Origin of the sequence: Bacillus sp. KH172YL63 (genome assembly GCF_011398925.1) — a bacterium.
Taxonomy (GTDB): Bacteria; Bacillota; Bacilli; order Bacillales; family Bacillaceae_B; genus Rossellomorea.
On record NZ_AP022842.1, the window covers coordinates 4,052,706 to 4,065,770 of the forward strand.

Here is a 13,065-nt window from a genome sequence, read left to right on the forward strand (position 1 = left end):
CTTATCTTTCGACAAAATGAAGAGGATTATGTATGAATGCTTAAACTTTCTTAAAACATCTTTCAGCAATTAGCCATATTTCTACGTTTCACCCTTCACGACCCATGTTACAATGATAAAAATAGAAAGGACGGGTAGTATATGAAAAAGCTCCTGAAGGCTGTACTGACAGCCGCGCCTTTTATCTATATGGTCATGATCTGGGTGATGTCCGGGAATCCGGACGATGCGATTCTCCGTTTGCCTGACAACCAGGTCGATCGCTTTGTGAAGGAATCACTCCATCTCGTGGAATTCGGGATATTGTATGGATTATTTGTGATCGCGCTGATGGCACACGGAAGACTTCAGTACAATGTGAACTTCATTGTGGCACTGATTGCCATCTTCTACGGTTTCATCGACGAAATCCACCAATCCTTCGTCCCGTACCGGTCATCGACCTTGATCGACGCTGCCAAGGATCTGATTGGTGTCACGGTTCTGTTCTGGATCGTCAACCACACCTATTTTAAAAAGCCCGGGCATCGCTTGACTAAAAAGATGAAGGCATTCGAAGCGTATATGAAAAAGGATTGAGCCACACCACCATGGGGACTCAATCCTTTTGTTTTTTATCTTTGTGCCGTCACTTTTTGAAGGAGCTTGGATGACTCGGTAATTTTGACATCTTTATAGTAGTGGGTGACGATTTCCTGATAGTCCTTACCATCCTTCGCCATGCCGTTGGCCCCGTATTGACTCATTCCTACCCCGTGACCAGATCCTTTTGTAGAAATGACAATATGATCGTCCTTCTTATACCAAGTGAAGTCTGATGATCGAAGGTCTAATTTTTCCCTTATCTCACGACCGGAGAATCCCTTACCGTTTATTTCTACACTCCCCACTCTCTTGCCTTCTGTCCTTGAGGTGATCGCCCCAACGGAACCATCTTTCGGCAAAGTGACGCCAAGTTTTTGTTCAAATTCTTTTATGGGAATAACCTTCTGATCCTCAAATTTAGGAGAGTCTGCGTCCCAAGGGCTCTCGACACTGCGTAAATACGGAATATCATCTGTCCAATACGCCTCTGAGTTTTCCGTATACCCGTTGCTTGTAGAGAAGAAAGCAGCGGTAATCGGCTTATTGTCATATGTGAGTACTTTTCCTTTTGTTTCAAGCACCGCTTCTGAGATTTTCTTGATTTTCCAATCATAGTCAGCACCCCATAGGGCGACCAGTTCGTTTTGATTTTTATACACCTGATGAGAAATGGTATCCGTTACATCAGCCCCCTTTGGAACAGAGTCATCATCAGAGAGAAGCTGATTCACAATATACGTCCTTGCCGCCAATGCTTGTGCTTTCAATGCTTCTTTTTCAAAGTCTGCCGGCATTTCACCAGCCACGACTCCCACGACATACTGCTCGAGGGGGAGTTTTTCGATCAAATCCTGGTTAGAGCGGTAGACCGCCACCTCCACCGAGTTTGCCAGTTCTTCAATGGATGGTGATTTCTTCAGCTTTTCGTCCAGATTTGCCGTGTCCTTATCTGACGAAAACGGGAGCACCAGCAGAGTAGGTACAATAAAAATGATGGTCATAAAGATTGTGAAGACGATCAGTACTGGTTTCAAATGCTTCATGTTTGCGGCCTCCAATGAAAGATTAAATAGGAGAATGTCCTGGAACACTTCTCCACTCTCTTACATATGTATGGTAGTGGACAAGTATTTATGAGTGGGAAATCGGAGAGAATTCTGACGGCGTGCAGGCTATTGGGGAGTGGTTTTGAAAATAAAATCCTGAAATTGAAAATAAATGTCTGGGTTTTAAAAATAAAATTGTTTTTTTGAAAATAAGTGTGAGGTTTTTGAAAATATATCTTTGATGAGACTTGATTCTCACTAGGAGACAGGTGTCGATTGCTCCAAATCCAGCCATTTTCTTAATTTATCGGCCGGACGAACCACTTTTTTGCCAAACAAACAAAAAAAGGCAAGCTCCTCATCACAAGAAGCTCACCTTTTCCTATTATTTAGGCATCCTTGATCATGTTTTGTTCAGAAACAGGTGTTTCTTCCACTTCTTTCACACGCTCGATATCGGCACCAAGGCCAGCAAGCTTCTGATGGAAGTTGACATATCCACGATCTAAGTGCTTCAGTTCAGTAACGCGCGTGTAGCCGTCTGCTACAAGACCAGCGATGGAAAGTGCTGCTGCTGCACGTAAATCCGTTGCAGCGACTTCAGCCCCTTGAAGGGACGTTGGTCCGTTCATAATCACAGAGCGCCCTTCGATCTTGATGTCTGCACCCATACGACGGAATTCTTCCACATGCATGAAACGGTTTTCGAATACTGTTTCAGTGATGACACTTGTGCCTTCTGCAGCAAGAAGTAAAGCCATCATTTGGGATTGCATATCTGTCGGGAAACCAGGGTGTGGCATTGTTTTGATATCGACTGATTTAAGTTTCTCCGGTCCGATGACGCGAAGTCCTTCTTTCTCATCGATGATCGTTACACCCATCTCTTCCATTTTTGCAACTAAAGAAGACAGGTGTTCAGGGATTGCACCTTTAACAAGAACATCACCTTTTGTGATCGCTGCAGCCACCATGAATGTACCTGCTTCAACACGGTCAGGGATGATGCTGTGCTCGCAGCCGTATAGACGGTCGACACCTTCGATACGGATCGTTCCAGTACCTGCACCTACAACGTTTCCTCCCATTTTGTTCAGGAAGTTCGCTAAGTCGACGATTTCAGGCTCTTTCGCAACGTTCTCAAGAATGGTCGTTCCTTCTGCAAGAACGGCTGCCATCATGATGTTTTCTGTCGCCCCGACGCTTGGGAAGTCCAGATACACTTTGGCACCTTTCAGTCTTCCATCAACTTCAGCTTCAATGAAACCATTTCCAACCTTCACTTTTGCTCCCATTGCTTCGAAGCCTTTTAAGTGTTGGTCGATCGGTCTTGATCCAATCGCACATCCGCCAGGAAGCGCAACACGTGCTTTACCTGTACGGCCAAGTAATGATCCCATCACCAGGACAGATGCACGCATTTTACGTACATATTCGAACGGTGCTTCTACAAACAACTCTCTTGATGCATTCACGATGACTTCACCATTGTCAAACGCTACATCTGTATTTAAATGACGTAATACTTCATTAATCGTATATACATCGGAGAGTGGTGGTACATTTTTAATTACACTTTTTCCTTCACTTGCTAATAATGTAGCAGCGATGACTGGTAAAACGGCATTCTTTGCTCCTTCAACTTGCACTGTACCGCTTAAACGCTGACCGCCGCGGACGATAATTTTATCCAAGAGTATTCCCCTCCGCGTCCAATTTCTCTATATTAATATTCAATAATTAGGATGGGTGTTCCAATGACAAAGGTTGTCTTAGCGCCCATTCCGCTTTTCCTTAGACCTAGTTGTATATTCATATCATCATTTTTTGTTGGTATTGTCCGTGACATTTGTTCCGAGTAAGCTGAAATGGAATAAAAGTCTTCTTCTTCAAGTGATTCCAATTCTTTTGCGTCTAAATTCGACATTAGTTCGACAGCCTGATTCGACAAAACTTCCTCAAGCTTATCATTGAATTCGCCTTTTATACAAGAGAAAATCATAGGTTTATTAGTGAAAATGATTTCCATATTTGGGATGAATTCAGACTTGATATACTGCTTCGTCTGATGATCCAACGCTTCCTGATTTCCCCGCAATTCATACATAATGTACGAAACCGAACTTTCGCTTGTGGGGGTGTGCTGGAGTTTAATGGTTTCTTCCCCGTGAGACGTCTGGCGCTGTCCCACAACCATTACCGTGTCAGCAGACTTTTCAGTCACCCACTGAAAATCAGAAAATTTTTCTTGCATAGTAGTACTGTATTTGGCAAATCCTTTATTCGTGAAACTTTTTTTGTTTTCTCTTGCATATAGAGACCATTCAGTTATCCGACCTTGAGAATGAACAATGGCTTGATCGAGCTTTTCAATGTCTAATAAATGATTGGCTTCGATAGTGTTGTTCCCATTAATAACGGGAAGAAAACCTAATCCAACAAAAAACATTAAAATAATGTAAAAATACCGACCCATCTTCATTCCTCCCCTTACCTAAAAGTCTTTCCGATTCAGGGAAGAACATACTTGAAAATTGTCGTCATCTTTTTACAAATCATGAATGTGGACAGGCTGTCATGTAAAGCGGTTTCACATTGAAACTTTTTCACAAAGGTACTTAACACAGAATTAATCTTACTTAAAACATGTCTTGTTGAAAACATGCAGGAAGACCTATTTTTTGTCAGAAACTCTATCTATTCGAAGAAAACGGGTAAATTTTGAGACCAAAGGTAATAATCCAGTAAAAACCGGCTGACGGCTGATCCGATCGCAACCGTTAACAGGATGTACAATAGTCTCGCCTGGGCGACTCGATTCTTTTTCAGGAGCTTGTCTAACTGAATGGCCTGCAAAGACCAGAACGTGATCCCGAACACAAACAGATGCACAAGCATGCTGACCAGGGCCTGTTGACCAAAGCTTTCCACCACTCTACTCACTCCCTTTCCTCTCATTCGCACACAAAGACTATTTTACCACATAATTCAAAAAGTACATATGTATTTTACAAAATTTTTAAACCGGCTGGGACGTTGGGGTCACTGGGGTTGGCAGGTTTTTTTGGGGACGGACCTCGGTTGGGGTTCTGGGGTGAGTGTAGGGTTGTTTATCGGAGGTCCGTCCCCATAAAAACCACTCATTTTAAGAGAAAATACCTCTATTAATGGGTTTTATCTTCATTCAGCAAGGTCCGTCCCTCAAATATGTACACTTTCACCATTTTGGCTTTGTTTTGGGTCTTGTCCTTTAAAAAGGGCCTTTGTATCGTTGCGGCGTCATGGCATGTCACATATATATAAGGTGAAAATGTTTATATTTTACAGGAGGGAATTTAAATGAATAAAGAGTTAATGACTGCATTGTTGGGGAAGGTTGTACGGGTGAATCGGGGAGGTCCTGAATCCCGCACCGGGATGGTTTTGTATGCAGGGGAGGATCATTTTGCACTATTAACTGAAAAAGAAGGTGTCGTGTATTTCCACGGGGCCCATGTGAAGAGTATTACGCATAATGCCAAGACTGGCTTGCCGTTTAAGGCTGTCGGGAAAAACAACGAATTCATGAAGGAAGATACTTTTGCCGGTCTGGTTGCCAGCCTGCAATATAAATGGGTCACCATCAACCGGGGAGGTCCTGAAAAGATCGAAGGTGTATTGGACAATTTCACTGATGACTACCTGTCTTTGGTCGTCAATGAAGAAGTCGTCCGAATCGCGATGTTTCATGTAAAAAGCCTCAGCTACGTCGACCATGATCAAAAAGATGAAGAGAAGAAAGACGAAGCGCAGGAAGAATCCAACTCCAATGAAGGATCAGATGAGCAATCCTCTAAGAAATCTTCCGGTAAGAAATCTAAGAAAAGACAACCGTCATCTTGTTATTACGATGAAATTGAAGGGGCAGAAGCCGGTTACTAAGAAATGGTGTAAGCAGGGACAATCTCAGCATCCTTTATTGAAGTACATCCTTCAGGAAAAAGATGCTGAGATCCACCATACAGGCAATGGTCCCATATTCTTATGACAGTTGGACAAGCACCCAAGTCATGCCCGGGACTTTCCTAGGCTTGAAAAGAAAGGAGTATACGATGAAGAAAATCTATTCCAGTTTCACCGGCGAAGCGGTCATGATTGAAATGACCGGAAAAAAAGCCATCAACGGGCTGTTGATCGAGGTGGGAAATGAAGTGATGATCGTTTTTGACGGAAATGACTATCTCTACCTCTCCACTTCCCATATCAAAAGGATGGCCATCGTCTCGAAGGAAGAACTCGGCATCAATGACCCTGTAGCAGGCACACAGCTCGAGCAGGATGATACACTGTCTCTCCGGAAGATCCTCACCTCCGCCAGGGGTGTCTTCCTTGAAATCTATACGGTCGGCAATCAGGCGATCCATGGCTACATCACCGGGATCATGAATAATTATTTCTCCTTTTATTCACCGGTCTATAAAACGATGTACATCTCCATGCAGCACTTGAAATGGCTCGTTCCTTATTCCACGAACCACTCCCCTTATCGCCTCAGTAAAGAAAACCTCCCCGTCAACCCCCCAAGCTCCCTCACACTGGCGAGAAGCTTCGAGGTTCAACTCGAGAAGATGATCGGTCATCTCGTCGTGTTGAATCTTGGCATCGAAGAGGAACTGATCGGTAAAATAGAGAGAGTCGAAGACACTATCCTCGATATGATCACGGCAAAAGGCGATTCAATCTTTTTGAATATGCAGCATGTACAGACAGTCCATTTACCGTAAAAAAAGACCCGGCTTTCATAATTGAAAGCCGGGTCTTTCTGTATTAGAAGTGACGTTCGGAAACGTTGATTCTATTCATAGCACGCTTAAGAGCGAGTTCAGCACGTCGGAAGTCAATGTCATCCTTCTGTGCCTGCATGCGGTCTTCTGCACGGCCTTTTGCTTCTTTCGCGCGTTGTACATCGATAGCTTCTGCTTTTTCAGCAGACTGTGCTAAGATTGTCACTTGTTCAGGACGAACTTCTACAAATCCGCCACTGACAGCTACAAGCTCAGTGTTTCCACCTTTTTTCAGGCGAACCGCACCGATTTGTAGTGGAGCAACCATCGGAATGTGTCCAGGTAAGATTCCAAGCTCACCGCTTTGGGCTTTTGTGCTCACCATTTCCACTTCTGAATCGTACACTGGGCCATCGGGAGTGACAATATTGACTTTTAATGTCTTCATTTTCTTCCCTCCTGGTCCCTAATTATACCTCTACGCCCATTTCTTTAGCTGCTGCCAGTACGTCCTCGATCGGACCTACTAGACGGAATGCATCTTCTGGAATGTGGTCGTATTTACCGTCAAGAATATCTTTGAACCCTTTGACAGTATCTTTTACTTCTACATAAGAACCTTTTTGTCCAGTGAACTGTTCTGCAACGTGGAAGTTTTGAGATAAGAAGAATTGTACACGACGTGCGCGGTGTACCGTCAGCTTATCGTCATCAGAAAGCTCATCCATACCAAGGATCGCGATGATGTCTTGCAGTTCTTTATAACGTTGTAATGTTTGTTGAACATTACGCGCTATGCTGTAGTGCTCTTCCCCAACGATCTCTGGAGAAAGAGCACGTGAAGTAGATGCCAGTGGATCTACCGCAGGGTAGATACCCATCTCAGAAAGTTTACGCTCAAGGTTCGTTGTTGCATCCAAGTGAGCGAAAGTTGTTGCAGGAGCTGGATCCGTGTAGTCATCGGCAGGTACATAGATCGCTTGGATCGATGTAACAGAACCTACATTTGTTGACGTGATACGCTCTTGCAGTTGACCCATTTCAGTCGCAAGTGTCGGTTGGTAACCAACGGCAGAAGGCATACGGCCTAGTAGGGCAGAAACCTCTGAACCTGCTTGCGTGAAGCGGAAGATGTTGTCGATGAACAGAAGTACGTCTTGACCTTGCTCATCACGGAAATATTCAGCCATTGTCAGACCTGTCAGGGCAACGCGCATACGCGCTCCTGGCGGCTCGTTCATTTGTCCGAATACCATCGCTGTTTTCTTGATAACGCCAGAATCGCTCATCTCGTGGTAAAGGTCATTTCCTTCACGAGTACGCTCTCCAACACCTGCGAATACAGAGATACCGCCGTGCTCTTGAGCGATGTTGTTGATAAGCTCCTGGATTAATACGGTTTTACCAACACCGGCACCACCGAATAGACCGATCTTACCACCCTTGATGTATGGTGCAAGTAAGTCTACTACTTTGATACCTGTTTCAAGAATCTCAACTTCTGTAGAAAGCTGATCAAATGTAGGTGCTTGTCTGTGAATTGGATCGCGACGGATACCTGCTTCGATAGGCTCGTCTAAATCGATTGATTCACCTAGAACGTTGAATACACGACCTAAAGTGACATCCCCTACTGGTACAGAGATTGGCGCTCCTGTATCAAGTACTTCGGCTCCACGTTGTAAACCATCTGTGGATGCCATCGCGATCGTACGTACAGAATCATCACCTAGGTGAAGGGCAACCTCTAATGTAAGTTCAGCTCTATCTGCAATTTGGACCTTTAATGAGTTGTAGATATCAGGAAGTTGGCCATTGGCGAACTTGACATCAACAACTGGACCCATTACTTGAAGAACGTGTCCTTTGTTCATCTCTTTCCCTCCTAACTAGCTTTTGACGACAAAACTATGTTGTAATCCGGGCCTAAGCCGGAATTTCGTTTCTATTCGAGTGCTGCTGCCCCGCCCACGATTTCCGTGATTTCTTGGGTAATCGCTGCTTGACGCGCACGGTTATAAGAAAGTGTAAGGCTGTTAATGATTTCTTTTGCATTATCTGTCGCATTTCTCATTGCTGTCATACGGGCAGCGTGCTCACTGGCTTTACCATCAAGTAGCGCACCGTAAATCAAGCTTTCAGCATATTGAGGAAGCAACACTTCAAGAATTTCTTCAGCATTAGGTTCAAACTCATAAGAAGTTAACTTCGATGAAGAAGAGTCCAGCTCCGTTAAAGGCAGCACCTTCTTCTCGGTAACATCTTGTTGAATGGCACTGACATAGTGGTTATAGAACATGTAAAGCTCATCATATGCACCATCAGAGAACATGCTGACTGCTTTGTTGGCAATGTCCTTGATATCTGCAAAGTTTGGCTGATCTGGTAGCCCTACAATGCCTTCCACTACATTATCGCCTCGTTTTTGGAAGAAATCTCTTCCAATACGACCTAACGCAATAATGGCGTATTCATCTTTTGAGCTGTGACGCTCTTTAATCGCATTACTTACAGCACGAATGACGCTCGAGTTATAAGCCCCCGCCAAACCGCGGTCAGATGTAATGACCAAGTAGCCGGTTTTTTTTACGGGGCGGGAGACTAGCATCGGATGCGTTACATCTGTGCTACCAAGGGAAATGGACGTTACAACTTCCTGGATTTTCTCCATGTAAGGAACAAAGGCTTTCGCATTTGTTTCAGCACGGTTCAATTTAGAGGCAGAGACCATTTCCATTGCTTTCGTAATTTGACTTGTTTTCTTCGTAGATGTAATACGAGTTTTTATGTCGCGTAACGATGCCACTGGTTCTCACCACCCTTTTAAAATGTTAGTCATATTCAATAGAACCAACTGAATGATTGAATAAGCCGCCGGTGTCAACAAGCGACACCGACCCGGCAGTCAATTATTCAGATTTCACAAAAGTCTTCTTGAATTCGTTGATCGCAGCGACCATTCCTTCGTCCTCAGGAAGTCCTTTTGTTGTACGGATATGATCTAACAGTTCTGTATGGTTGTGATCTAACCAGCTTAGGAATTCACCTTCGAAACGGCGGATATCTGTAACTGGAATATCATCTAAATGACCTTTTGTCAGTGCATAGAAGATCATTACTTGTTTTTCAACATTAAGTGGTTTGTTAAGATCCTGCTTCAGTACTTCTACTGTGCGCGCTCCACGATTCAACTTCGCTTGAGTCGCTTTATCAAGATCTGATCCGAACTGGGCGAATGCTTCTAGCTCACGGTAAGCAGCCAAGTCAAGACGCAGCGTACCTGAAACCTTCTTCATCGCTTTGATTTGTGCAGATCCACCAACACGTGATACGGAAAGACCCGCATTGATCGCCGGACGTACACCGGAGAAGAATAGGTCAGATTGTAAGAAAATCTGTCCGTCCGTGATGGAGATAACGTTTGTTGGGATATAAGCGGAGATATCTCCTGCTTGTGTTTCAACGAAAGGCAATGCAGTGATCGAACCGCCACCTTTTGCATCACTCAATTTCGCTGCACGCTCGAGTAAACGAGAATGTAGGTAGAATACGTCACCAGGGAATGCTTCACGGCCTGGAGGACGACGTAATAATAGTGAAAGCTCACGGTAAGCAGATGCTTGCTTAGAAAGATCATCATATACAACAAGAACGTGCTTGCCGTTATGCATGAATTCTTCACCCATAGTGATACCAGCGTATGGTGCTAAGAATAGCATTGGAGCTGGTGAAGCCGCTGATGCCGTTACAACGATTGTGTAATCAAGGGCACCGTGCTTACGAAGCGTTTCAACTGCATTACGTACAGTTGATTCTTTTTGTCCGATCGCAACATAGATACAGATCATGTCTTGATCTTTTTGGTTCAGGATCGAATCGATCGCAACAGATGTTTTACCTGTTTGACGGTCTCCGATGATCAGCTCACGTTGACCACGACCGATTGGAACTAGCGCATCGATCGCTTTGATACCCGTTTGAAGTGGCTCGTGTACAGATTTACGATCCATTACACCAGGTGCTCCACCTTCAATTGGACGTGTCTTCGTTGTCGCAATTGGACCTAACCCATCAACTGGTTGTCCTAGTGAGTTTACAACACGACCTACTAATTCTTGTCCTACTGGAACTTCCATGATCCGTCCAGTACGACGAACCTCATCGCCTTCACGAATGTCTTTAAATGGTCCGAGAATGATGATACCTACGTTGTTTTCCTCTAAGTTCTGCGCCATACCCATGACACCGTTAGAAAATTCAACAAGCTCTCCAGCCATGACATTGTCGAGGCCATGAGCACGAGCGATACCGTCACCGATTTGGATAACTGTACCTACATCGCTTACTTTCATCTCAGACTGATAGTTTTCAATTTGCTTTTTTATCAGCGCGCTGATTTCTTCCGCCTTGATGCTCATGAATTTCACCCCTCATTTATACGAAAGTTAACGAACGAGTTCACGCTCAAGACGATTCAACTTGCCGGCAAGGGTTCCGTCATAAATACGGTTGCCGATACGGACCTTAAGTCCGCCAAGGATGTTTTCGTCTATCACATTCTCAATTCTTAATGATTGTTTACCAATTTTCTTAGCAAAAGAAGCTGAGATTGCTGCCTTCTCATCTTCCGTTAAAGCACGTACGGAATACACCTTTGCTTCTGCAATTCCCATCGCTTCATTAGAAAGCTCAATGAATGCATCTACAACGCCCACTACCTGATCTTCACGATGACGATCTGTCATGAGTAACAGCGTATTTAATACTGGTGCTGAAACGCTTGAGAACGCTTCTTTTAACATCTCTTTCTTCTTATCCGTAGAAAACTTCGGATTTTCCAATAGAGTGCTTAATTCTTTATTTTGGTTAAAAACGGTTTTCACTGCACGAAGCTCTTGTTCAATCGCTTCTAATTGATTGTGTTCTTTGGCAATTTCGAAAAGAGCTAACGCATAGCGTTTTGCGACTGTAGAGTAGCTCATCGCTCTTCTCCTGCCTCTTTAATATAATCATTGATCAGCTTCTGTTGATCTTGGACAGAAAGTTCTTTCTCAATCACTTTCGATGCAATCAGAACAGATAGTGAAGCAACCTGCTCCCGCAGAGCTGTCATCGCTTGTTCTTTCTGCGTCTCGATTTCACGTTTCGCAGACTCTTTCAAGCGCTCAGATTCCTGACGGGCGGCGATGATGATTTGTTCGCGCTGCTCATCACCCTGCTTCTTAGAGTTCTCGATCATTGCTTGCGCTTCCTGACGAGCCTCTTTTAGAAGTTGACGTTGCTCTTCCAAGCTCTTATTTGCTTCTAGACGGCTTTGTTCAGCCGCTTCAATTTCACTTGCAATGTGATTCTCACGTTCTTGCATGATGCCCATCAAAGGACCCCAGGCAAACTTCTTCAATAACGCAAGAAGGATGAGGAACATAACAAGCTGGAATACGATATCTCCACCTGTAAAGCCATCAGCGGCTCCAAGGACAAATGCGTTTGTAAGCACGCGGTTTCACTCCCTTCAAGAGTCGATGCCTTCTTTAAGAAAGCTGGACAATAACGGCAAATGCCGTACCATTCATAATCTGTTTAAGTACTAAACATAAAGGAATGGCGAAGGTTCTTATCGAATGATCTTCGCCATCTTGAACTTGAAATTGCTATTATTGACCCATTACGATGAATGCGATAACTACTGCGATGATAGGAATCGCCTCTACTAGTGCAACCCCGATGAACATTGTAGTTTGAAGCATTCCACGAGCTTCCGGCTGACGAGCCATACCTTCTACCGTACGTGAAACAATAAGACCGTTACCAATACCTGCACCTAGTGCTGCTAAACCGATTGCAATTGCTGCTGCTAAAAGACCCATTCTGAATTTCCTCCTTTAAATGTATGAAAAAGTTTGTGTAGTTTGTTCAATTTTGAACAGGGTATATATTAATGGTCCATGCTGACTTTGTGAGCCATATAAACCATCGTTAACATAACGAAAATAAATGATTGGATTGCGCCGACAAAGATTGAGAAACCTTGCCATACAATCGTCGGGATAATGGCACCCAGTAAACCGGCTGCTCCCATGTGTGCGAGGCTTCCTACCAGTAAAGTAAGCAGGATTTCCCCAGCATAAATGTTACCGTAAAGACGAAGACCAAGTGTTAACGTATTGGCAAATTCTTCAATGATCTTCAGCGGGAATAAGAACGACATAGGTCTGAAGAAGTCTTTACCGTATTCACCGAACCCTTTCATCTTGATTGCATAATAGTGCGTCAATACGACGACCATAACCGCAAGAGTCATAGTGATAACTGGATCCGCTGTTGGTGACTTCCACCATAATTCGCCTTCAATGACTACCGAGAACGGAAGTCCTAACATGTTTGATACGAAAATGTACATGAGTAAAGTAAGTCCAAGGAGATGGAAACGACCACCTGTTTTCCAATCCATATTACTTTTCACGATATTTTTGACAAAGTCCATGACCCATTCCATAAAGTTTTGCACTCCGGTCGGTTTCATGGCCAGTCTACGAGTCGACAGAACGGCGATGAGGAATACAACGACACTTGCCACTGTGATCATCAGTACGTTCGCCAGGTTAAAAGTTAACCCCAGAAACTCGGCTGTAGGATTTTCATGATGCAATGAAATTCACCTCTCTTCCCCG

Annotated in this window: 15 protein-coding genes; 3 read left to right on the forward strand and 12 right to left on the reverse strand. The window is 44.0% G+C overall.

The window, feature by feature from the left end:
- The first annotated feature begins 141 nt into the window (after positions 1-141).
- A complete protein-coding gene (locus KH172YL63_RS20560) occupies positions 142-579 on the forward strand; it encodes a VanZ family protein (RefSeq protein ID WP_173107825.1) in 438 nt (145 codons plus the stop codon).
- Between the two features lie 35 nt (positions 580-614).
- On the opposite strand, the gene spoIID is transcribed toward KH172YL63_RS20560, so the two are convergent.
- The 4 genes from spoIID to KH172YL63_RS20580 form a co-directional block, all read right to left on the reverse strand.
- Positions 615-1,628, reverse strand: coding sequence for a stage II sporulation protein D (gene spoIID / locus KH172YL63_RS20565; protein WP_173107826.1), 1,014 nt, complete (start codon positions 1,626-1,628; stop codon positions 615-617).
- 392 nt (positions 1,629-2,020) lie between these two features.
- On the reverse strand, positions 2,021-3,325 hold the full coding sequence (gene murA, locus KH172YL63_RS20570) for a UDP-N-acetylglucosamine 1-carboxyvinyltransferase (protein WP_173107827.1): 1,305 nt from the start codon (positions 3,323-3,325) through the stop codon (positions 2,021-2,023).
- A gap of 32 nt (positions 3,326-3,357) precedes the next feature.
- A complete protein-coding gene (locus KH172YL63_RS20575; RefSeq protein WP_173107828.1) occupies positions 3,358-4,107 on the reverse strand; it encodes a YwmB family TATA-box binding protein in 750 nt (249 codons plus the stop codon).
- A gap of 221 nt (positions 4,108-4,328) precedes the next feature.
- Positions 4,329-4,565: a DUF1146 family protein gene (locus tag KH172YL63_RS20580; RefSeq protein WP_173108322.1), complete on the reverse strand. Its 237-nt coding sequence runs from the start codon at positions 4,563-4,565 to the stop codon at positions 4,329-4,331.
- Between the two features lie 405 nt (positions 4,566-4,970).
- Between KH172YL63_RS20580 and KH172YL63_RS20585 the strand changes: the two genes are divergently transcribed.
- Together KH172YL63_RS20585 and KH172YL63_RS20590 are read left to right on the forward strand one after the other, a co-directional pair.
- Positions 4,971-5,552, forward strand: a complete 582-nt coding sequence (locus KH172YL63_RS20585; protein WP_173107829.1) for a hypothetical protein — start codon at positions 4,971-4,973, stop codon at positions 5,550-5,552.
- Positions 5,553-5,722: 170 nt separating this feature from the next.
- Positions 5,723-6,394, forward strand: a complete 672-nt coding sequence (locus KH172YL63_RS20590; protein ID WP_173107830.1) for a DUF2642 domain-containing protein — start codon at positions 5,723-5,725, stop codon at positions 6,392-6,394.
- A gap of 43 nt (positions 6,395-6,437) precedes the next feature.
- Here KH172YL63_RS20590 and KH172YL63_RS20595 read toward each other — a convergent pair whose 3' ends face one another.
- From KH172YL63_RS20595 to atpB, 8 genes are all read right to left on the reverse strand, one after another.
- Entirely contained in the window at positions 6,438-6,842 is a 405-nt protein-coding gene (locus tag KH172YL63_RS20595; RefSeq protein WP_173107831.1) for a F0F1 ATP synthase subunit epsilon, read from the reverse strand.
- A gap of 22 nt (positions 6,843-6,864) precedes the next feature.
- The gene (gene atpD, locus KH172YL63_RS20600) at positions 6,865-8,268 is read right to left on the reverse strand and encodes a F0F1 ATP synthase subunit beta (RefSeq protein WP_173107832.1); all 1,404 of its coding nucleotides are present in this window, start codon (positions 8,266-8,268) and stop codon (positions 6,865-6,867) included.
- A 71-nt stretch (positions 8,269-8,339) separates the two neighbouring features.
- The gene (locus tag KH172YL63_RS20605) at positions 8,340-9,200 is read right to left on the reverse strand and encodes a F0F1 ATP synthase subunit gamma (RefSeq protein WP_173107833.1); all 861 of its coding nucleotides are present in this window, start codon (positions 9,198-9,200) and stop codon (positions 8,340-8,342) included.
- A gap of 103 nt (positions 9,201-9,303) precedes the next feature.
- A complete protein-coding gene (gene atpA / locus KH172YL63_RS20610; RefSeq protein WP_173107834.1) occupies positions 9,304-10,812 on the reverse strand; it encodes a F0F1 ATP synthase subunit alpha in 1,509 nt (502 codons plus the stop codon).
- 27 nt (positions 10,813-10,839) lie between these two features.
- A complete protein-coding gene (locus KH172YL63_RS20615; RefSeq protein ID WP_173107835.1) occupies positions 10,840-11,376 on the reverse strand; it encodes a F0F1 ATP synthase subunit delta in 537 nt (178 codons plus the stop codon).
- Positions 11,373-11,891, reverse strand: a complete 519-nt coding sequence (locus KH172YL63_RS20620; RefSeq protein ID WP_173107836.1) for a F0F1 ATP synthase subunit B — start codon at positions 11,889-11,891, stop codon at positions 11,373-11,375. The genes KH172YL63_RS20615 and KH172YL63_RS20620 overlap by 4 nt, the downstream gene beginning before the upstream one ends.
- 157 nt (positions 11,892-12,048) lie before the next feature.
- Positions 12,049-12,261: a F0F1 ATP synthase subunit C gene (atpE, locus tag KH172YL63_RS20625; RefSeq protein ID WP_044339990.1), complete on the reverse strand. Its 213-nt coding sequence runs from the start codon at positions 12,259-12,261 to the stop codon at positions 12,049-12,051.
- Between the two features lie 68 nt (positions 12,262-12,329).
- Positions 12,330-13,043 (reverse strand): F0F1 ATP synthase subunit A, encoded by a 714-nt coding sequence (gene atpB / locus KH172YL63_RS20630; RefSeq protein WP_173107837.1) that lies wholly within the window; start codon positions 13,041-13,043, stop codon positions 12,330-12,332.
- Positions 13,044-13,065 lie beyond the last annotated feature (22 nt).

Bases quoted from the DNA above. Each gene is read 5' to 3' on its own strand.
- KH172YL63_RS20560 (WP_173107825.1), top strand. From the start codon at position 142: ATGAAAAAGCTCCTGAAGGCTGTACTGACAGCCGCGCCTTTTATCTAT.
- spoIID (WP_173107826.1), bottom strand. From the start codon at position 1,628: ATGAAGCATTTGAAACCAGTACTGATCGTCTTCACAATCTTTATGACC.
- KH172YL63_RS20575 (WP_173107828.1), bottom strand. From the start codon at position 4,107: ATGGGTCGGTATTTTTACATTATTTTAATGTTTTTTGTTGGATTAGGT.
- KH172YL63_RS20585 (WP_173107829.1), top strand. From the start codon at position 4,971: ATGAATAAAGAGTTAATGACTGCATTGTTGGGGAAGGTTGTACGGGTG.
- KH172YL63_RS20590 (WP_173107830.1), top strand. From the start codon at position 5,723: ATGAAGAAAATCTATTCCAGTTTCACCGGCGAAGCGGTCATGATTGAA.
- KH172YL63_RS20595 (WP_173107831.1), bottom strand. From the start codon at position 6,842: ATGAAGACATTAAAAGTCAATATTGTCACTCCCGATGGCCCAGTGTAC.
- atpD (WP_173107832.1), bottom strand. From the start codon at position 8,268: ATGAACAAAGGACACGTTCTTCAAGTAATGGGTCCAGTTGTTGATGTC.
- atpA (WP_173107834.1), bottom strand. From the start codon at position 10,812: ATGAGCATCAAGGCGGAAGAAATCAGCGCGCTGATAAAAAAGCAAATT.
- KH172YL63_RS20615 (WP_173107835.1), bottom strand. From the start codon at position 11,376: ATGAGCTACTCTACAGTCGCAAAACGCTATGCGTTAGCTCTTTTCGAA.
- atpE (WP_044339990.1), bottom strand. From the start codon at position 12,261: ATGGGTCTTTTAGCAGCAGCAATTGCAATCGGTTTAGCAGCACTAGGT.